Genomic DNA, 19,699 nt, shown 5'->3' with positions numbered 1-19,699 from the left:
GTGTGCGGTCAACGGGAGCGCGTCCGCTGGGTGTGCGGGTTTCGGTGCTGCCGTCGTCGGTGGTGGGCGTGCGGTCTTTCGTCCTGCGTCGATCCCGCGCGGGGGAGCGGCCTCCCGCCTCGCGCCCGCTGCCGGTGGGCGCGCGGCCCTTCGTCGTGCGCCGGCTGGGGGCGGGCATCGGGTCGCGCGCCCCGCGCCCGTCGCCGGTGGGCGGGCGGGGGTCCTTCCCGGCCTTGCCCGAGGTGCGGGTGTGGAAGGTGTTCCTGGACGGGCCCCGGTGGCAGGGCGGGTGGGAGTGGTTGTCCGGGCGGGAACGGGAGCGAGCGCTGGCGCTGGCGGGCGAGCTGGACCGGCGCCGGTACGTGGCCGCCCACGCCGCCCTGCGGGCGGTGCTGGGCCGCGTCTGCGGCCTCCCCCCGCACGAGGTGCGCCTCGCCACGGACGACGCCGGCCGCCCCTGCCTGCATCCCGGCACGCACGACCACCTCCCCGGCGGCCTCGTCGACTTCAACCTGTCGCACTCCGACTCCTGGGCCCTGATCGCGCTCGCGCCCCCGGGCGTCCGCGCCGGCGTGGACGTCGAGCGGATCCGCGCCGACCTCGACCCCCTGGCCATGGCCGACCGCCTGTACCAGCCGGAGGAGGCCGCCCGTCTGCGCGCCGCCGCCCCCGCCGCCGCCCTGACGGGCTACTTCCGCCTGTGGACCGCCAAGGAGGCGTTCGTCAAGGCGACCGGCGCCGGCCTGGCGGGCCTGTCCGCCGTCCGCGTCGCCGACCACGGGCACGACGAAGGGAGCGCGGCCTCCACCGGCCCGCGCTCCCTCCATGGTCCCGTCCGCTGGCTCCGGGTCGCCCCCGGCTACGCCGCCGCGCTGGTCACGATCGTTTCGACACCGGCACCACGTACCGGCTGAACACCAGGTCGCGCAGCACGTCGTCGCCGCCCTCCACGATGGACACGTACCGCATGTCCCGCAGCAGCTTGCCGATCACCGACTCGTGCGTGTACCCGAGGCCGCCGAACATCTCCGACGCCGCCGAGGCGATCTGCCAGCCCGTCTGCCCGCAGAACATCTTGGTGGTCAGCGCCTGCTTGAGCGTCCCCACGCGCAGGAACTCCTCGCCCGCGTCCGGCCGGGAGGCGATCTCGTCGTAGGCGCGCGCCGCCGCCAGGCACTGGTTGGCCATGACCTCGATCTGCATCTCGAACTGCCCGAGCCGCCCCGCGAAGACCGCGTTGGCGGTCAGCGGCGCGCCCTTGACCGACTTGGACTTGGCGTACTCCATGCACACGTCCCTGATCCGGCGGGCGATGCCGAGCGCGGTGGCGGCGATGAGGATGCGGCTGGCGTTCAGGCCGACCTCCAGCAGGCGCAGGCCGTTGCCGCGCAGCACGTTCCCGGCCGGGACGCGCACGCCGGACAGCGACACCTGGTACGTCGCCGACGAGCGCAGCCCGATCACGTCCCACCGTTTCTCCACGGCGACGCCCGGCGTGTCGCGCGGCACCAGGACGGCCAGGTAGCCGGCCGGGTCGTCCTCGGCGCGCGCGATCACCACGACGAACCGCGCGAAGTCGGTGTCGGTGGAGAACGCCTTGCGCCCGTCCAGGACGATGTCGCCGCCGTCGCGCCGGGCGGTGGTGGAGATGCGGGCCAGCTCGCTGCCGGCCGCGTGCTCGCTGCCGAGCGTCGCGGCGAAGCCGTGCTCCGCGACGAGCGGCCCGAGGTGGCGCTCCTTGAGCGCCGCCTCGCCGTACCAGGTGACCATGCTGGTGGCCAGCACCGGGATGAACAGGGTGAAGGCGACGCCGGCGTCGGCGTAGGCCAGCTCGGCGGAGATCCTGACGCTCTCCTCCAGCCCCATGCCGAGCCCGCCGAACTCCTTCGGCATCCACCAGTTGGCCAGGCCCGTCTCGGCGAAGCGCCGGTAGAGCGGCAGCGGCGCCTCGGCCAGCGAGTCCAGGTAGGGCTCCTTGCCCAGCAGCTCGCGCCGGGCGAAGCCCTGCACGGTCCGCAGGTAGTCGGGCTGCTTCATCAGCTCTCACCGCCGCTGACGTCGTCGTCGCGGTCGTCGAGCAGCTCGGCGAGCTGGCGCACCGTCGGGCACTCCAGCAGGCCGGTGACCGGCACCGACGCGGCGAGGTTGCGCCGGATCCTGGTGGTCAGCTCGATCGCCAGCAGCGAGTGGCCGCCGAGCTCGAAGAAGTTGTCCAGCGCCCCGATGGGGTCGATGCCGAGCACCCGCGACCAGATGTCGGCGAGCGCCGCCTCGGTGCCGGGGCGCGGCTCGACGTACGGGTTGTTCAGCTCGGGACGCGGATGGCGTTCGCGGTCGTCGAAGTCGTCGTCGCCCTCGTGCAGGTCGCCGGTGACCCACTGCGCGAGCCTGGCCTCCAGCGACCCGGTGGAGATCACCAGGTGGCCGACCCGGTCGGCGGCCGACAGCGCCCGTTCGAGCACGTCGATGCCCTCGGCCGGGGTCATCGCGTAGTCCACGACCGCGCCGCTGTGGCCGGCGACCCGGTCGGGGTCGATGTTCCAGGTGTCCCAGTCGACGGTCACCCAGCGGCCGGCGCCCTCGGCGCGGGCGGTCCGCACGTACGCGTCCAGCGCCGCGTTGGCGGCCGCGTACGGGCCGAGCGTCATGCCGCCGAGCACCGCCGCGATCGACGACAACGTGATGCGCCGGTCGGCGGCGTGCTCGCCGAGCACCTTCTGCAGCACGTGGAAGCCGGTCACCTTGGCGGCCAGGTGCGCCTCGCACTGCGGCCGGTCCATCAGGTGCGCGAAGTTGAAGTAGGCGCCGTCCTGGACGCCGGCGCCGTGCACGACGACGTCGATGCCGCCGAACCGCTCGACCGCGGCCTCGACGACGGCGCGCATGGCGTCCTCGTCGGCGACGTCGGCCGACAGGGCGAGCACGCTCGCGCCCCGGCGTTCCAGGTCCAGGATGCTGGCGACGTGCCGGGCGGCGCGCTCGCCGCCGGGCGGGGGCGCGGCCAGCCAGGCGTCCCACTCGGCGCGGGGCGGCAGCGGGGAGCGCGCGGTGAGGACCAGACGGGCCCCGTACCGGTCGGCCAGGTGGCGGGCGAGGACCAGGCCGACGTCGCCGAGCCCGCCGGTGACGAGCACGGTGTCGCCGTCGCGGAAGGGCGGCTCGGCCGGCTCCGGCACCGGATAGGGCGCGTAGTGGCGCAGCCACGTCTCGTCGCCGCGCACCGCCATCGGCCCCTCGTGCGGGCAGACGGCGGCGGCCAGCACCCGGGTGGCCAGGGCGTCGGCGGCGGCGGGGCCGGCGGCGGCGTCCAGGTCGAGGTGGCGGCAGCGCAGCCGCGGGTTCTCCTGCTGCAGGCTGGGCGCGAGCGCGGCGAGCGTGGCGTGCTCGGGGTGGCGCAGGTCGGGGCCGGCCACGCTCACGGCCTGCGGCGTGAGCAGCACCAGCTCGGCCCGCGGCGCGGCGCCGGTGTTGTCCACCAGCTCCCTCGCCAGGGCCAGCGCGGAGTAGAAGCCGTCGTGCTGGGCGGCGGCGAAGTGCTCCACGGGGTCGGCGCCGGGCGCGGGCGGCGCGGCGGCCAGGCTGAGGCCGTGCACGATCGCCCGGGGCATCGCGACCAGCGAGTACATCAGCTCGGCCACGTCGTCGGGCTTGCCCGCCCGGATCGTGAAGTCGCCGCTGTCCTGCTGCGCGAACCGGTCGCCGTACCGCACCGCGGTCACCTCGGCGCCGGCCCGGCCGAGCCGCCTCACCAGCGCCTCGCCGCGCTCGTCGGCCGTGAGCACCAGCCACGGCCCGGCCTCGCGCAGCCGCTCGTCCAGGCCGGCGACGGGCAGCGGCCGCTGCCGCCAGCTCGGCAGGTGCGTCCACCGGTCGCGGTCGTAGGTCTTGCCCTCGCCGGCCTGCGCCGCGGCCTGCGCGGGCGCGGCCTTCACCCAGAAGCGGCGCCGCTGGAACGGGTACGTCGGCAGCTCGACCCGGCGGCCCAGGCCGCCGTGCAGCGCGGCCCAGTCGGGCGAGGCGCCCGCCAGCCACAGCCGCGCCACGGTCGCGAGCAGCCAGGCGGCGGCCGTCGTGCCGTCCTCGGGGGCCACCACGACCTCCTCGGCCGGTGTCCCCTCGTCCCGGACGACGGGGACGCCGAGCCCGCCGAGCGCGTCGGCCAGCGCGCCGAGCGCCGCCTCGCGGGAAGAGCCGGCGGGCGCGGGCCCGTGCCGCAGCACCGCCTCGACCGCCGCGTGCAGCTCCCACCACCAGCCGGACGGCGGCTCCGCCGCGGGCGCCACGAGCCGGACCTTGGGGTTGCGCCGCTGGGTCCGGCCGCCGATCCACCGCTCCGGGTCGCCGAGCGCCGCCACGGCGTCCTCGCGGTCCCGGACGACGACCGCCCGGCGCACCGCGAACCCGCCGCGCGACACCTGGAGCGTGAACGCCACGTCCGCCAGGTCGTCGCGCCCGTCCTCGGCCAGGTGGGCGCGCAGCCGCTCGGTCACCTCGCCGAGCGCCTGCTCGTCGGCGGCGGAGAAGGTCAGCAGGTGCGGCCCGGGCCGCGCCGGGCGGGCCGGGCGCGGCGGCGCCTGCTCCAGCACGACGTGCGCGTTCGTGCCGCCGAGCCCGAACGAGCTCACGCCGGCCCGGCGCGGGCCCGCGCCTCCGGCCAGTGCCGGTCCTCGGTCAGCACGGTGAAGCGGTCCTGCGCGGAGGCGAGCGCCGGGTTCGGCGTCCCGTAGTCCGGCACGGCCGGCAGCACCTCGTGCTTGAGCGCCATCGCCGCCCGCATCAGCCCGGTCACGCCGGAGGCCCGGTCGAGGTGGCCGAGGCTCGGCTTGAGCGAGCCCAGCACGCACGGCGTGTCGCGCGGCGTGGCGAACACCCGGTTCATGGCGGCCAGCTCGATCGAGTCGCCCAGCATGGTGCCGGTCGCGTGGCACTCGACGTAGCCGACGGTGTCCGGCTTGACCCCGGCCACGCCGAGCGCCGACTCGATGACGTCGGCCTGGCCGTCCACGCCGGGCGCGGTGTAGCCGGCGCGCAGCCGGCCGTCGTTGTTGGCGGCCGAGCCGAGGATCACCGCGTGGATGACGTCGCCGTCCTGCAGCGCGTCCGCCATGCGCTTGAGCGCCACGACGCCCGCGCCGCTGCCCATCACCGTGCCGGCGGCCTCGGCGTCGAAGCTGCGCACCCGGCCGTCGGGCGACATGATGCCGCCCTGCTCGTACAGGTAGCCGGCGGGCTGGGGGAGCGGGGTGAACGCGCCGCCCGCCAGCGCCACGTCGCACTCGTACGTCAGCAGGCTCTGGCAGGCCAGGTGCACCGCGACCAGCGACGTCGAGCAGAACGTCTGCACCGACACGGCCGGCCCGCGCAGCCCCAGCTTGTACGACACCAGCGAGGCGAGGGAGTCCCGCTCGTTGCCCACGGCCATGAGCAGCGCCCCGCCCGGCTGGGTCTGCAGGTGCTGCAGGTTCTGCACGATGTAGTCGGGGAACCCGCACCCGCCGAACACCGCGACTTGCCCCGGCACGTCGGTCGGGCAGTAGCCGGCCGCCTCCAGCGCCTCCCACGAGCACTCCAGGAACAGCCGGTGCTGCGGGTCCATGGTCTCGGCCTCGCGCGGGTTGATGCCGAAGACGGTCGCGTCGAAGCGGTCGAGGTCGTCCAGCGGGCCGCCGACGCGCACGTAGCGGGGGTCGGCCAGCCGGCCGGGGTCTACCCCGGCCTCGCGCAGCTCCTCCTCGGTGATCATCCGCAGGCCCTTGGTGCCGGCGACCAGGTTCTCCCACAACTCGGCGACGCTGCGGGCGCCGGGGAAGCGCCCCGACATCCCGACCAGCGCGACCGCTGAGTCGTAGTCGGTCCCGGTCGCCTCCATCCCTGTCACGTCGGTTCCGGTCAAGACGTCCTCCCGCTTCTGAGCATGTTCCGCCGCTGGGCGATGCGGGACCGCTGCTGGTCCCGGTCCTGGCTCGGCTGCTCGCCCGCCTCCTGGCCGGCGCGCGCGGCCTCGGCGAGCGAGGCGATCGTGGGCGCCTGGTAGAGGATGTGCGGCGGCAGGTAGGACAGCCCCAGCGCCCGCCTGACGTCGGCGATGATCTCCATGCCGAGCAGCGAGTTGCCGCCCAGCTCGAAGAAGTTGTCGTGCACGCCCACCTGCTCCAGGCCCAGCGCCTCCGACCACACGCCGGCGATGGTCTCCTCCGTCTCCGACTGCGGCTCGACGTAGGCGGTGGACAGGTCCGGGCGCGGATGCCGGCCGAACGCGTCGCGGATCTTCTTCACCGTCGCCTGGTGGCTCTCGATGGACGACTTGCGGCTCATCGCGACCAGCGGCGCGAAGTCCTGCGTGGAGGCCACCACGTGCCGCTCGCCGCTGGCCAGCGCCCGCAGCAGCGTCTGCCAGCCCTGGTCGAAGGTGAGGCCGAAGTTCTCCCGGTACCAGGCGAAGTACTGCTTGGAGCCCTCGTCGTAGTTCTCCAGGCCCTCGGTCCAGCCGTTCCACGTCCACTCGCACCAGTCGACCGAGACGACCGCCGTGCCGGGCAGGGCGCCGGCGAGGGCGAAGGCGTCGAGGAAGGCGTTGGCCGCGCAGTAGTCGACCTGGCCGGCGCCGCCGCCGGTGGCCGAGGTGGTGGAGGAGTACAGCGCCAGGAAGTCCACCGGCCGCCCGCGCAGCGCCTCGGCCAGCGCGAGCGTGCCCATGACCTTCGGCGCGAGCACCCGGTCCATGTCGGCGACGGTCTTGAACTGCATGAGCCCGACGGCCGGCACGCCGGCGCAGTGCAGCACGCCGTTCAGCTCGCCGAAGCGCTCGATCGCGGCGTCCACCGCGCGGCGGGCGTCCTCGGGGCGGGAGACGTCGCCGGCGACGGTGACGACCTCGGCGCCCGCCGCCTCCAGCCGCCGCAGCCCCTCCAGCCGCCGCCGCACCTCGGGCACGGCGCTGTCGGAGGCGAGGATCGCGCCCCACTGCTCGCGGGGCGGCACGGGTGTCCGGCCGAGCAGCACCAGCCGCGCCTGGTACTGCCCGGCCAGCCGCTCGGCCATCGCGAGCCCGATGCCGCCCAGGCCGCCGGTCACCAGGTAGACGCCGCCACGGCGCACCTCGGCGGCGGGCGGGCGGGCCTCGATGACGGCCGCGTCCAGGACCTCGTAGTCGGGGATCCAGCGTTGCCCGCCGCGCAGCCCGACCACCTGGTCGGCGGGGTCGGCGCGCAGCTCGGCGAGCAGCGCGTCCCCGCTGCCGGGGTCCCCGCCGCCCCGGTCCACGTCGATCAGCCGCGTCCTGACCTTGGGGTACTCGACGGGGATGAGCCGGGTCGGGCCGAGCAGCGTGCCGAGCGCCGGACGCACCCGGTCGCCGGGCAGCACCCGCTGGCCGCCGGAGGTGACGATGTCGAGGGTCCAGCCGCCGAGGCCCAGGTCGCCGGCCGCGCGGGCGAGGGCGACCAGGGTGTGCAGGCCGCGTTGCAGGCTCTCCTCGATCGGCGTGCCGTCCGGCTCGTCGCCGGCCGACCACAGATGGACGACCCGCTCGGGCTCCCAGCCGCGCCCGGCCAGGTCGCGGAGCGCGGCGAGGGCGTCCTCAGGGGAGCCGGGCCGCACGGTCAGGCCGTCAGGGCCGCTGGAGAACCGCTCGCCGGGCCGCACCAGCACCACGTCCCCGCCGGTGCGCGCGAGGTGGGCCAGCAGGGGAGCGGCCAGCGCGTCGTCGGTGTAGACCAGCCAGCGGCCGGCCTCCTCCTCGCGCGGCGGGCGCAGCGTGGTCTGCTTCCACACCGGGGTGTGGATCCAGCGGGTGTCGGGCAGCCGCGGGTAGGCCTTGGCGATGCTCGTCGGGTCGCTCTCGTCGAAGGCGGGGGCCGCGCCGCGGGCCGCGCTCTGGTCGATGTCGAGCCAGTAGTCCTGGTGCTCGAACGGGTACGTCGGCAGCGGCACCCGGCCCGGCCGCCAGCGCTCGGCACCCGATCCGCCGGGGGACTCGTCCTCGTGCAGGGCGGCCCAGTCCACCGGCACGCCGGTCAGCCACAGGCGGGCGACGGCGGTCGCGAGGGCCGCGCCCGCGTCCTGCGGGTCGTTCGCGGCGGGCAGCGTGGTCACGATGAGCGGCCACTGGGAGCGGTCGCAGGCCGCGTGGCCGCGGGTGAGCGCGCCGAGCGACTGGCCCGGCCCGATCTCGGCCAGCGCCAGGTCCGCCTGCCCGAGCAGGTGCCCGAGCCCCTTGCCGAACTCGACCGTCTCGCACATGTGCCGCGCCCAGTAGGCCGGGTCGGTCACGACCTCGGCGGTGGCGGGCTCGCCGGTCACGTTGCTCAGGTACGGCACGCGCGGCGGGTTGAGGGTGACGTTGTCGGCGATCCACGCCGTCAGCTCGCCGGCGACCGGCTTCAGCATCCGCGAGTGGAAGGCGTGCGTGGTCTCCAGCCGCCGGTGCCCGATCCTGGCGTTCAGCAGCAGCTCGGCGGCCTGGTCGACGGCCTCGTGCGGCCCGGCCAGCACCACCTGCGAGCCGGTGCGCACGGCCACGTCCAGCTCGCGCTCGAACAGCTCGCCGAGCAGCGTGCGGAGGCGCTGCTCGTCGGCGGAGACCGCGAGCATCGCGCCCTCGGGGCGGGAGGTGATGAGCTTGGCCCGGTAGGCGACCAGGCGCAGCGCGTCGGCGAGGGACAGCACGCCCGCCAGGCACGCGGCGACGTACTCGCCCAGGCTGTAGCCGATCATGACGTCCGGCTGGATGCCCCACCTGATGAGCCTCCTGGCCAGGGCGTACTCGGCGACGAACACGGCCGGCTGGATCAGGTGCGCCTCCCCGGCGGGACGCGGCGCCGCCGGCCCCGCCCGGCCGAGCAGCCGGGCCAGGTCGCCCGCCCCGGCCCCGCCCGTCTCGCCCGTCCCGGCCGGGACGAACACGTCCGAGAGCTGCCCGGGCTCGGTCAGCCCCAGCACCGCCAGGCACTCGTCGACGTCGGCGCGGAAACCCGGCTCCTCGGCGTACAGCTCGGCCACCATGCCGGGGTACTGCTCGCCCACGCCCGCGATGAGGAAGCCCACCTTGCGGCCGACGGTGGAGTCGGCCCGGCCGAGCGGGCCGGCCGGGTCGGCGAGCCTGGCCGCCGCGCCCCGCGCGGTGTCGGCCACGACGACCTTGCGGTGCCCGAACACCTTGCGCCCGGCCTGCAGCGTCCAGGCCACGTCCCCGAGCTCGTCGCGGGTGTCCTCCAGGTGCGCGGCCAGCCGCGCGCAGGACTGCTCGGCGGCGGCCTGCGTGCGGGCCGAGACCGGCAGGATCTGCCAGCGGCGCGGGCGCGCGCCCCGCCGCTCCGGCAGCGGCGCCTCGGTCACGATCGCGTGCGCGTTGGTGCCGCCCATGCCGAGCGAGCTGATGCCCGCGATGCGCGGCCTGCCGGGGTCGCGCGGCCACGGGGTGGGCTCGGCGGTGACGCGGAAGGGGCTCGCGGCGAAGTCGATCTCGGGGTTCGGCGAGCGGTAGTGCAGGGTGCCGGGGATCAGCTCGTTGCGCAGCGACTGCACGACCTTGATCAGGCCGGTGGCGCCGGAGGCGCGGTCGAGGTGGCCCACGTTCGGCTTGATCGAGCCGAGCACGCAGTACTGCTTGCGCTCGGTCGGCCCGAAGGCCCGGGTCAGCGCGGCCACCTCCATCGGGTCGCCGACCTCGGTCGCGGTGCCGTGCGCCTCGACGTAGGAGATGTCGGCCGGGTCCACGCCGGCCCGGGCCAGGGCCGCCGAGACGCAGCGGCGCTGCCCGTCGATGCTGGGCGCGAGGTAGCTGAACTTGACCGCGCCGTCGTTGTTGATCGCCGAGGCGCGGATCACGGCGTGGATCGTGTCGCGGTCGGCCACCGCGTCCTTCAGCCGCTTGAGCGCGACGACCGCCGCGCCGTCGCCGAACATGCTGCCCCGGCCCTCGGCGTCGAACGTGCGCACGTGCCCGTCGGGCGACTCCTGGCCGCCCTCCTCCCACAGGTAGCCGACGCGGTCGGGGATGCGCACCGACACGCCGCCGGCCAGCGCCATGTCGCACTCGCCGCGCCGCAGGCTCTCGCTCGCCAGGTGCACCGCGACCAGCGACGTCGAGCAGAACGTCTGCACCGACAGGCTCGGGCCGTCCAGGTCGAGGCGGAAGGAGACGTTCGTGGCCAGCGAGTCCTTGTCGTTGCCGATCATCAGCGCGCTGGTGTCGATGCCCATCTCGAACGCCATCAGCCGGGTCAGCAGGTAGCCGCTGATGTTCATGCCGGCGAAGACGCCCACGTGGCCCCGGCCCTCGGGGGCGGCGTACCCGGCGGACTCCAGCACCTCCCACACGACCTCGAGGAAGATGCGCTGCTGCGGGTCGGCCAGCGCCGCCTCGCGCGGGTTGTAGCCGAAGAACCCGGCGTCGAAGCCGCGCACGTCGTCGAGGACCGGCCGCACCCGCACGTAGTTCGGCTGCTGGAAGGTCGCGGGCGAGACGCCCGCCGCCAGCAGCTCGTCGTCGGAGAACCGGGTGAAGGACTCGACGCCGGTGCTGATGTTGCGCCAGAACGACGGGATGTCCGAGGCGCCGGGGAACCGGCCGGCCATGCCGATGACCGCGATGCCGTCGTCGCCGGGTGAGCCGGTGGGTTGGTGCTGGTTCATCGACATGCCCTTCTTCACGGAGGTTGCACTCACAGCAGCCCGCCCCGTCCCCAGCCGCGGGCCAGGCGGCGGGCGGCGAACATCCCGGCCAGCAGGCCGATCGCCAGCAGGACGGCGGCCGGCTCCAGGACGCCCGGCAGGTCCGCGCGGACCGCGGCCTGCATCATGGCCAGCGCCCAGTAGCCGGGGGAGACGTGCGCGGCGGCCTGCGCCCAGTCCGGCATGATGCTGAGCGGCACCAGGGCGCCGCCCAGCGAGCTGAGGGTGAGCGCGCCCACGTCGGAGATCACGCTGAGCTCGCCGTGGCTGCGCACCAGCGTGGCCAGCGCCGCGCCGATCGCCAGCAGCGCGAACGCCCAGACCAGGATGGCCGCCAGCACCAGGCCGGGCGCGGGCGGCACCGGCAGCCCGATGGCCAGCACCCCGTACACCAGCAGGATCGCCTGCTGGGCGATCATCACCCCGAACAGCGGCAGCGTCTTGCCGATCAGCAGCTCGAACGCCGGCGCGCGGCTGACCCGCAGCCGGTCCCAGGTGCGCCAGGTGCGCTCCGACAGGATCGAGTTGCCGGCCATGGAGATCGCGAACACCGAGAACATCACCATCAGCCCGGTCGCGATCTGCGTGGTCCCGCCCGGCATCGCCCGGACGTAGAGCGGCTTCAGCACCAGCATCAGCACCATCGGCATGACGACGTAGCTGATCATCTGGCCGGGGTCGCGCAGCCGCAGCGTGAGGTTGTGCCGGGCGAGGGCGCCGATCCGGTGCGCGGAGTCGAGCAGGCCCGACCGGCGCGGCGCGGCGCCGGCCGTCCCGGCGCTGCTCGGCGGGGTGTCAAGGAGCATCGTGGACCGCCAGGGATCGGTAGAGGTCGTCCAGGGACGGGTTGCGCACGTCCACGCCGGTGACCGGGCGGTCCGCGCGGCCGAGCAGGTCGATGAGGGTCGCGGCCGGCTCCCGGGTGGAGACGGCGATCTCCTCCTGGCCGTCCAGGGTGACCCGCACCTCGCCCGGCAGGTCGCGCAGCAGCTCGTCGCAGGCGCCCCGCGCGATGATCCGGCCCTCGCGGGCGACCGCGATCGTGGCCTGGAGCTCGGTCAGCTCCGGCAGGTAGTGGGTGGTGTAGACGACGGCCGCGCCCTCACCCGCGCGCTGCTTGACCACGTCCAGCATGGCCTGCCGGGTCTCCAGGTCGGCGCCGGCCGTGGGCTCGTCCAGCAGCAGCAGGCCGGGCCGGTGCACGAGGGCGCTGGCGGCCTGGGTGCGGCGCTGCTGCCCGCCGGACAGCTTGCCGGCCCGCCGGTCCATCAGCCCGGTCAGCCGCAGCACGGCCGACAGGTCCTCGATGGCCGCGCGGAGCGCCGCGCGGCGCAGGCCGGCGAGCCTGCCGTAGAGCTCCAGGTGCTCGCGCACCGTGGCGGAGGGGTACAGCGCGATGTGCTGGGGCGCCACGCCGACCTCGCCGCGGGCGGCGGCGGGGCTCCTGCCGTCGATGGTCACCTGTCCGCCGTCCGGGCGGACCAGGTGGGACACGATCTCCACGAAAGTGGTCTTGCCTGCGCCGTTGTGCCCGAGGAGCCCGACGATCTCACCGGGCGCCACGTTCAGCGAGAATCCGTCGAGGGCCTGGATCGTGCCGTACCGCTTGACGAGATCGGTTGCCACCAGCAACGTGTCACCTCCCCGTGTTCCATGGAATTGAGCGGGCGAATACGGTTAGAGCCATGGTGGCCGGATCATCCGGGGAAATAAGCGCCCGGCGGGTGGCAGGTAGTTGCCGGAAAAGTCGGCCAGTGGGCTGACATTTCGTGATCGGTCTTGACTTCCTAATCTGACCCATATGCATGTTGGGTCGTTGATCGCGTCCGGATGCGACTGCGAGATCTTCGAGGCCGGGCCCGGCCGGGTCGTCCGCCGCGCCCGCGACGGCCGCAGCCTCGAGCGCGAGGCCGCCGTCATGCGGCACGCCCGCCGGCACGGCTTCCCCGCCCCCGAGGTCTTCGACGCCGACGGCCCCGACGTGCTCATGGAGCGCGTGGACGGCCCGAGCCTCATGGAGGAGGCGACGCGCGCCCCCGGCCGGGCGGACGAGCACGGCCGGCTGCTCGCCTCGCTGCTGCGCCGGCTGGCCGCCGTCCGCGCGCCCGGCTGGCTGCAGGCCGCCCCCGGCGGCCCCGGCAACCGCCTGCTCCACCTGGACCTCCACCCCGCCAACGTGCTGCTGACGCCGGACGGCCCCCGGGTCATCGACTGGGCGAACGCGGCCCGCGGCGCGCCCGGCGTGGACGTCGCCTGCACCTGGCTGGTGCTCGCCGCCGCCCCCGTCGAGCCCGCGCTCGACGCGTGGCGGGACGGGCTGCTCGCGGGCTTCCTGGCGGGCGTGGACACCTCGGCGGCCCGCCGTCACCTGCCCGCGATCGCTGAGCGGCGCCGCGCCGACCAGCACATCTCGGCGGAGGAGAAAGCTGAAATATCCGCATTTCTCGCGCGAGAATCCGCCGTTCCCTGATCCGTCGGCCCCTGACCCCTTTCGAGCCCCTAACCCCTTTCCGGCCCCTTTTCCCCGATGACAGGCGGGAGTTACACATGGACCAGTACCGCGACGTACGGGCCTTCGACGCCGGCCGCCAGTACCGCGACGTACGGGCCTCCGACGCCGACCGGGAGGCCGCCGCCGAGCGGCTGCGCGTGGCCGTCGAGGAGGGCTGCCTCGACTTCGGCGAGTTCAACGAGCGCATGGGCCTCGCCTACGGCTCGGTCACCCGGGGCGAGCTGGCCGCGCTGGTCGCCGACCTGCCCGCCGACCGGCCCGCCGACCAGCCCGCCCCCGGCCGCCCGGCGCCTCCGGCGGCCGGCGCGGGCCGGACGCGGCGCGTCCCCCGCTGGGTCAAGGCGCTCTGGGCCGGCTGGGGCACGGTCTTCGCGGGCAACGTCGCGGTGTGGGCCGTGATGAGCGCGAACGACCCCTGCCCCGTGGAGTTCTGGCCGACCGGGCTGCTGCCGCCCGGCTTCGTGCTCGCCATGGTGACGGTGGGCACCGTCCTCCGCCACCGGGACGCGACCGCCGCCGAGAGGCCCTGATCATGCCGCAGACCCCGCCCCCGGCGGACCCCGCGGCCGCCCGGCGGCGCGCGGACCTCGACTCCCTGCGCGTCCTCATGGTCGCCGGGCTGGTGTTCTTCCACGCCGCGCTGGTGTTCGACGCCCACGACGACTTCTACGTGCGCAACGCGGAGACCACCGAGCTCACGCTCGTCGTGGCCGCCGTCGGCGTGTTGTGGGCGATGCCGCTGCTGTTCTTCGTGGCCGGGCTCGGTGCCTGGCACTCGCTGCGGCGTCGCGGCACCGCCGGGTTCGCCGCCGAGCGGCTGCGGCGGCTGGGCGTGCCGCTGGTCTTCGGGACGGTCGCGCTGGTGCCCGTGCCGCAGTGGCTGCGGCTGCGCGGCGAGACCCACCAGCAGGTCTCCTACCTGGAGTTCCTGCCGCGCTTCTTCCGGATCCACCTGGAGCCGGGCAACGTGCCCTTCGTGCTCCAGGGCGACTTCTTCGAGACCGGGCACCTGTGGTTCCTGGTGCTGCTGCTGACGTTCGCCCTGCTCCTTTCCGCGGCGCTGGCCCTGACGCGCCGGTGGACGGCCGGCGCGCGGGCGTCGCGGCTGTGGGAGCGGGCGGCGGCGTACGCGGCGCGCCGGCGGGGCGCGGCCCTGCTGCCCGCCGTGCCGCTGGCGCTGTTCTGCGCGGTGGCGGGGCTGGAGCAGGAGTACGCGGGCTGGAACCGGTGGGCGTACCTGATCTTCTTCCTGCTCGGCTTCGTCTTCACCGCCGACCCGCGCTTCCGCGCCGCCCTGCGCCGCGACCTGCGGCTGGTCGTCGCGGGCGGGCTCGTGTTCTTCGCCGTGGGCGCCCCGGTGATGCTGGCCGCCGGCGACGACGCCTTCACCGCGCTGACCCCGCCGGCCATGGCGGGACGGCTGCTGTACGGGGCGGCGGGGTGGTGCTGGCTCATGAGCATCCTCGGCCTCCTCGACCGCCCCCGCCCCGCCCCGCCCGCCCCGCCGGTCCCTCCGGCGTCCGCCGCCCGCCCGGGGGAGCCCGGGGGAGGGCGGCGGGCGTACCTGGCGGAGGCGGTGCTGCCGCTCTACGTCCTGCACCAGCCGATCGTCGTCGCGGTCGCCTACGTCGTGGTGCCCTGGGACGCGCCCATCGCCGTCAAGTACGCGGCGATCGTCGCCTGCTCGCTCGCCCTCCTCGCCGCCGCCTACGACCTGCTGGTGCGGCGCACGGCGGTGACCCGCTTCCTGTTCGGCATGCGCGCCCGGCCGGCCGGCGCCGCGGCCGGGGTCAGCTCCGGGGCAGCTCCCGCGCCAGCCTCTCCGCCTCGCTCGGAGCCGTGACCTCGGTCAGGTCGCCGGACACCGAGCCCCGGAACCACACGTACTTCTCCTTGCGCTGCATGCGCTGGATCCGCGGGTCCTGCACCGTGCACACCTTGCGCACCGACTTGCCGGGCGCCAGCCGCCGCACCGACACCCGGCACTCGCCCACCTTGCCGGTGATGCGCTCCGGCTGCCAGAAGCCGCCGCCGTAGAGGGTGACGGTGAGGTCCTCGCTCACCGTGAAGGACTCGGAGTCGTTGCGCAGGCGCACGCCCACCGCGACCGGGCCGCACACCCCGGGCGCGCACGGCGTCAGCTTCGACAGCTCCGTGTCCAGGTGGGCGAAGGCGTTGGCGGTCACGGTGCGCGGCACCTCGCGCAGCAGCTCGCGCAGCTCGTCGTAGGCGGCGGCGGCCTCCTCCGCGGTGCCCGGCCGGGCGGTCAGCCGGGCGGTGTCGCGCTGGGAGGAGGGCGCGGTCAGCAGCTCCGCCCCCGAGTAGCCCAGCAGCCGGTACGGGGCCGCGGCGGAGAACCAGTACGCGCCGTTGCGCACCGAGCCCGTGCCTGAGCCGTCCATCCGCACCAGGTCCATGCGGGCCGCCGTCGCGGGCGCGCCGTCCGGCGGCGGGTACGCCAGCGGCACGGCCGTCGGCGGGTCCTGCCAGCTGGGCACGGACGGCGCCGGGGGCGCGCCGGTGCCGGTCGCGACCGGCGCGGTGACGGCGGCCAGGTCCGCGGCGACCCGGCGCGGGGTCAGCCGCATCAGGTCCAGGCCGTACTGGACCGGCCGGCGGTGGAGCACCCACGTGCCGGTCAGGTCGCCGGCGGGGACGTCCACGTGCTCCATCTTGCGCCAGTACGCCGCCTTCGCCTTGACGAACACGGCCTGCTCGCCCAGGACCAGCACGCTCGCGGGCGCGCCGGCCACCGTGAGGGTGCCGTACAGGATGCCGTCGTCCAGCGCGGTCAGGTCGGCGGTGACGTCCTCAGTGGGCTTGATCCCGGGGGCGAGCTCGCGGGTCGTGACGCTCGCCCGCCACGAGCCCGTCCAGTGCAGCAGCGGCGCCGCGCGCACGGAGGCGGTCAGGTCGGCCGCCTTGGGGACGTCCGGCCGGGCCGGGCCCGGGGGAGGGGCGGACGAGCACGCGGCCGCGCCGGCCAGCACGGCCAGCACAGTCAGCAAAGTCAGCGCGGTCAGCGGGGTCAGCGGGGTCAGCGCGGTCAGCGCGGTCAGCCCTGCCGGCGCGGCTGCTGCCCGGCGTGTCGCTTTCCAGCTACTCCCTGTCACGCGAAGGTGCCGTATGGTGCGCATCGCTCTCAAGATTACCGAGGCGCGGCGGTCCGGCGCGCCCGCGCCCGTGGGGGAATGGTGACGCCGCCGGTGGCGTTACGTATCCGACGCTTTACCCGCCGACGTAGATCTTTGCCGGATATATGGCGTTTTGTTTGCCTATGTCCGGTTTAGACGGTACGTTGGTATGTGTGGCCGTCGGGTGGTTCCCGCCCTCGGCGGCACCGGATCACCGGAATCTCCGGCTCCCACAGCGCTCCACGTAGCGACCGCATGGCTCACGCCCGGCTACATCAGTCAAGCGAGCGCAACGCCCGTGTCCCCTAACAAAGGACTTTCCTTGACCATGTCCGCCCGCACGCGAGCCTTCAGCCTGCTCACCGCCGCCATGCTCGGCGGCCTGGGCATCGGCGCGACCACCGTTCACGCCGACGCGAAGGCCGCTCACGAGAGCACCGCCGCCACCAGCCAGGCGACCCTGCTCACGGGTTCGACCACGGCGTCGTACTTCTGGGACGACTCCTCCGGCCGAGCCGGCGACACCGGACTCCCGGCCGCAGGCAAGCCCATGCAGAAGGGCCTGGCCGCCAGCCCGAGCTGGCCCCTCATGACCGAGGGCTACGTGATGTACCAGGGCAAGAAGCTGCCCTTCTTCGTCGGCGACCGCGGTCCCGGCGAGCCGTCCGACCGCGGCGTCATGCTGGACCTCGACGCCAAGACCTTCGCCGAGCTGACCGGCGGCAAGTTCAACCCCGACACGCTCGGCGTGGACGGCGTCTCCGGCGAGGGCCACATCAAGATCAAGTACGTCATCACCAAGTGGGGCGACGGCGTCGGCCGCAAGAGCCACCCGGTCGCCTTCTCCACCGGCGCGTGGGCCGAGAAGGACACCGGCACCCACGCGGTCTCGGTCAAGAACCGCTGACCCCGCCGCGCTGATCCGTCAGCCGGGCCACGAGGAGGGCGTCCCCCGAGGGGGGGCGCCCTCCTCGCGTTTCCGTCAGCGGAGCCGCGGCACCGGCACCTTCGACCAGTCGAGGTCGGAGGCGAGGTAGAAGCTCGGGTAGGCGGGCTGGTTGTAGGCCGTCTGCTGGCGGGCCACCTCCGCCCGGTACTGCGGGTCGTGCATCAGCGTGTACAGCTTGCGGCCGGTCACCTCGGTGCTGAGGTGGATCCGCAGGGCCGAGCTGTCGGCCGTGCGCAGCAGCAGCTCCTCGCGCCAGTCGCCGAACACGTCGGCCACCAGGGCCGGGTTGCCCTTCGTCCAGTTGTTGGCCAGCGTGCCCTCGGCGGTGAGCAGGGTGCCGCGCCGCCAGTCGTCCACCGTCGGCGTCTGCGGCACGGTGGTGGCGGTGCCGTTGACGAGCTGGGTCGTCATGTCGGCCGCCCACCGGATGCTCATGTTCGTGCCGGGCGCGGTGCGGCCCAGGTGGTCGCCGCGCGCCGACCACAGGCCCGCCTGGACGCTCTGGTCCGGCGGCATCGACGACCACGCCTCCATGCCGCGGATCGCCGGGTCGATGTCGCCGACCATGCCGCGGCCGGTGTCCACGCCGCTGTAGCCGCCGAACAGCACCTCGCCGGTGGCGGCGTCGCGCATCGCCCAGCCGTACGGGGCGCTCGCGGCGCCCTCGTGCACCGTCCAGATCTCCAGTCCGGGACGGTCGGGGTCGAGGTCGCCGACGTGCATCGCGTCGCCGTGCCCGAGCCGGACGTTCTGGCCCGGCACGTTGCTCTGCGGCGGCGCCACGTCGAAGGACGAGTACAGCACGCCGCCGTCGTCGTCCAGGGTGGCCGAGCCGTAGACGATCTCCTGGCGGCCGTCGCCGTCCACGTCGGCGGCGCTCATCGAATGGAAGCCCTGCGTGGTGAGGTCGGCGTACTCGGGGTCGGTGCCCGGCCGGCCGTGCGGCGAGTCCTTGAACGGGTTCGTCATCGGCACGTGGCCGCTGTCGGCGTACCAGCGCTCCTTCAGCCGCCTGCCGTCCCAGTCGTAGGCGACCAGCGTGGTGCGCGTGTAGTAGCCGCGGGCGAAGACCGCCGACGGGTGCCGCCCGTCCAGGTAGGCGACCGCGGACAGGAAGCGGTCCACCCGGTTGCCCGGCTCGACGCGGGCCATCGCGTAGTCGCCCCACATCAGCCCGTCGTCGCCGCGGCCCGGCTTGTAGGGCACAGTCTGCAGCTCCCTGCCGGACGCGCCGTCGAACACCGACAGGTACTCGGGGCCGTCCAGGACGAAACCGGCGAACTCCCGCAGCTTGTTGTTGCCGCTGCGGGCGGGGGCGTACTCGTCGACGAAGTAGGTCGCCAGCTCGACGGCGGCCCCGTGGGAGAGCGGGTAGGCGTGGGCGGGCGCGATGCCGAAGGCCTCCTCCAGCGTCCTCGGCCAGTGCCCGGCGACCACCTCGGGATGCTCGTGCCACTTCTCGAACATGGCCACCAGGTGGTCGAAGTAGCCGGCGGCGCTCAGCCGGTAGTCGTCGGAGTGCCGGTAGCCGGCCCGGACGTCGGCCGCGGGCATCGTCACGTGCCGCTCGGAGACGACCTCGCCGTGCCTGCCGTAGCGGATGGCCCTCGTGCCGGGGGCGGTCTTGAGCATCAGCTCCGAGCGGCCGTCGCCGTCGAGGTCGTAGACGAGGAACTGCGTGTAGTGGGCGCCGGAGCGGATGTTGACGCCCAGGTCGAGCCGCCAGCGCAGGGTGCCGTCGAGCTCGTAGGTGTCGAGGTAGGTGTTGCCGGTGTAGCCGCGCTGGGAGACGTCCTTGGAGTTGGACGGGTCCCATTTCACGACATATTCGTATTGGCCGTCGCCGTCCACGTCGCCGACGCTCACGTCGTTCGCCGCGTACGTGTACGCCTCGCCGGCCGGCGTCACGCCGTCGGCCGGTTTCGTGAGCTTCAGATCATAAAACGATTTAACCCACGGCGTCACAACGGCACTGCGGGCGCCCTCGCGGCCCCTCGTGATCGGCGCCACCTGGTAGCGGGAGGCGGGCGTGCCGGCGGCGTCCAGATAGTTCGTGCTGTCGGTCACCGTGGCCAGCGGGCGGCCGTCGCGGTAGAGGCGGAAGTCGGCGCCGGTCATGCCGGAGGCGCCGTGACCGGTCACCTCGTCGCCGAGCAGCCGCCAGCTCAGGAAGACGCCGCCGCTGGTCGCGGCGGCCACCAGGCCGCGGTCGAGGTGTTCGAGCTGGACCCGGGGGCCCGCTCCCGCCGTCGCGGCGGCGGGCGACGCGGTCGGGGGGACGGCGAGGAGGGCGGCCAGCGCGAGCGCGACGGCGCCGCGGCGGCCCATGGGGGGACTCATCGAACGGGCTCCTGGGATGCGGCCCGCATGAGGGCGCGGGATTGAATCGATATAATCAACGCGCCCGTTGAATTTGTCAAGGATACGTTT

General features: G+C 74.5%; 13 protein-coding genes. 5 read left to right on the top strand and 8 right to left on the bottom strand.

The annotated features are described in order from the left end of the window. Positions 1 to 68: 68 nt before the first annotated feature. A complete protein-coding gene (locus MF672_RS20745; protein WP_242375676.1) occupies positions 69 to 914 on the top strand; it encodes a 4'-phosphopantetheinyl transferase family protein in 846 nt (281 codons plus the stop codon). Here the strand turns inward: MF672_RS20745 and MF672_RS20740 are convergent. From MF672_RS20740 to MF672_RS20715, 6 genes are read right to left on the bottom strand one after another with little or no spacing between them, the layout of a single operon-like run. After that, positions 877 to 2,037: an acyl-CoA dehydrogenase family protein gene (locus MF672_RS20740; RefSeq protein WP_242375675.1), complete on the bottom strand. Its 1,161-nt coding sequence runs from the start codon at positions 2,035 to 2,037 to the stop codon at positions 877 to 879. The two genes, MF672_RS20745 and MF672_RS20740, sit on opposite strands and share 38 nt — an antisense overlap. Then, positions 2,037 to 4,625: an SDR family NAD(P)-dependent oxidoreductase gene (locus tag MF672_RS20735; protein ID WP_247815341.1), complete on the bottom strand. Its 2,589-nt coding sequence runs from the start codon at positions 4,623 to 4,625 to the stop codon at positions 2,037 to 2,039. The genes MF672_RS20740 and MF672_RS20735 overlap by 1 nt, the downstream gene beginning before the upstream one ends. After that, positions 4,622 to 5,893: a beta-ketoacyl [acyl carrier protein] synthase domain-containing protein gene (locus MF672_RS20730; protein WP_247815340.1), complete on the bottom strand. Its 1,272-nt coding sequence runs from the start codon at positions 5,891 to 5,893 to the stop codon at positions 4,622 to 4,624. Before MF672_RS20730 ends, MF672_RS20735 begins: the two co-directional genes overlap by 4 nt. Further along, positions 5,890 to 10,635 carry a type I polyketide synthase gene (locus tag MF672_RS20725; RefSeq protein WP_242375673.1) on the bottom strand — a complete coding sequence of 1,582 codons (4,746 nt, stop codon included), beginning with the start codon at positions 10,633 to 10,635 and terminating at the stop codon, positions 5,890 to 5,892. Before MF672_RS20725 ends, MF672_RS20730 begins: the two co-directional genes overlap by 4 nt. A gap of 29 nt (positions 10,636 to 10,664) precedes the next feature. Next, on the bottom strand, positions 10,665 to 11,480 hold the full coding sequence (locus MF672_RS20720; protein WP_242375672.1) for an ABC transporter permease: 816 nt from the start codon (positions 11,478 to 11,480) through the stop codon (positions 10,665 to 10,667). Then, the gene (locus tag MF672_RS20715) at positions 11,470 to 12,300 is read right to left on the bottom strand and encodes an ABC transporter ATP-binding protein (RefSeq protein ID WP_242375671.1); all 831 of its coding nucleotides are present in this window, start codon (positions 12,298 to 12,300) and stop codon (positions 11,470 to 11,472) included. Before MF672_RS20715 ends, MF672_RS20720 begins: the two co-directional genes overlap by 11 nt. 190 nt (positions 12,301 to 12,490) lie before the next feature. Here MF672_RS20715 and MF672_RS20710 point away from each other — a divergent pair, with 190 nt between their 5' ends. The 3 genes from MF672_RS20710 (at position 12,491) to MF672_RS20700 (ending at position 15,029) form a co-directional block, all read left to right on the top strand. Further along, positions 12,491 to 13,144 carry a phosphotransferase gene (locus tag MF672_RS20710; protein ID WP_242375670.1) on the top strand — a complete coding sequence of 218 codons (654 nt, stop codon included), beginning with the start codon at positions 12,491 to 12,493 and terminating at the stop codon, positions 13,142 to 13,144. 77 nt (positions 13,145 to 13,221) lie between these two features. Then, complete coding sequence (locus tag MF672_RS20705; protein ID WP_242375669.1) at positions 13,222 to 13,716, top strand: DUF1707 SHOCT-like domain-containing protein; 495 nt, start codon at positions 13,222 to 13,224, stop codon at positions 13,714 to 13,716. 2 nt (positions 13,717 to 13,718) lie between these two features. After that, positions 13,719 to 15,029 carry an acyltransferase family protein gene (locus MF672_RS20700; RefSeq protein ID WP_242375668.1) on the top strand — a complete coding sequence of 437 codons (1,311 nt, stop codon included), beginning with the start codon at positions 13,719 to 13,721 and terminating at the stop codon, positions 15,027 to 15,029. Here the strand turns inward: MF672_RS20700 and MF672_RS20695 are convergent. After that, the gene (locus MF672_RS20695) at positions 14,977 to 16,299 is read right to left on the bottom strand and encodes a hypothetical protein (protein ID WP_242375667.1); all 1,323 of its coding nucleotides are present in this window, start codon (positions 16,297 to 16,299) and stop codon (positions 14,977 to 14,979) included. The two genes, MF672_RS20700 and MF672_RS20695, sit on opposite strands and share 53 nt — an antisense overlap. A 349-nt stretch (positions 16,300 to 16,648) precedes the next feature. Here MF672_RS20695 and MF672_RS20690 point away from each other — a divergent pair, with 349 nt between their 5' ends. Beyond that, positions 16,649 to 17,227 (top strand): hypothetical protein, encoded by a 579-nt coding sequence (locus MF672_RS20690; RefSeq protein WP_242375666.1) that lies wholly within the window; start codon positions 16,649 to 16,651, stop codon positions 17,225 to 17,227. Between the two features lie 75 nt (positions 17,228 to 17,302). On the opposite strand, the gene MF672_RS20685 is transcribed toward MF672_RS20690, so the two are convergent. Further along, the gene (locus MF672_RS20685) at positions 17,303 to 19,609 is read right to left on the bottom strand and encodes a rhamnogalacturonan lyase (RefSeq protein ID WP_242375665.1); all 2,307 of its coding nucleotides are present in this window, start codon (positions 19,607 to 19,609) and stop codon (positions 17,303 to 17,305) included. Positions 19,610 to 19,699: the final 90 nt, after the last annotated feature.

It is taken from the genome of Actinomadura luzonensis, from assembly GCF_022664455.2.
Classification (GTDB): domain Bacteria; phylum Actinomycetota; class Actinomycetes; order Streptosporangiales; family Streptosporangiaceae; genus Nonomuraea; species Nonomuraea luzonensis.
The sequence above is the reverse complement of the archived record's forward strand: the minus strand, read 5'-3'. Positions and strand labels throughout refer to the sequence as shown.

What these genes read in the sequence shown, in the direction of transcription:
- MF672_RS20740 (WP_242375675.1), bottom strand. Translation starts at nt 2,037, where the DNA reads ATGAAGCAGCCCGACTACCTGCGGACCGTGCAGGGCTTCGCCCGGCGC.
- MF672_RS20725 (WP_242375673.1), bottom strand. Translation starts at nt 10,635, where the DNA reads ATGAACCAGCACCAACCCACCGGCTCACCCGGCGACGACGGCATCGCG.
- MF672_RS20720 (WP_242375672.1), bottom strand. Translation starts at nt 11,480, where the DNA reads ATGCTCCTTGACACCCCGCCGAGCAGCGCCGGGACGGCCGGCGCCGCG.
- MF672_RS20705 (WP_242375669.1), top strand. Translation starts at nt 13,222, where the DNA reads ATGGACCAGTACCGCGACGTACGGGCCTTCGACGCCGGCCGCCAGTAC.
- MF672_RS20700 (WP_242375668.1), top strand. Translation starts at nt 13,719, where the DNA reads ATGCCGCAGACCCCGCCCCCGGCGGACCCCGCGGCCGCCCGGCGGCGC.
- MF672_RS20690 (WP_242375666.1), top strand. Translation starts at nt 16,649, where the DNA reads ATGTCCGCCCGCACGCGAGCCTTCAGCCTGCTCACCGCCGCCATGCTC.
- MF672_RS20685 (WP_242375665.1), bottom strand. Translation starts at nt 19,609, where the DNA reads ATGAGTCCCCCCATGGGCCGCCGCGGCGCCGTCGCGCTCGCGCTGGCC.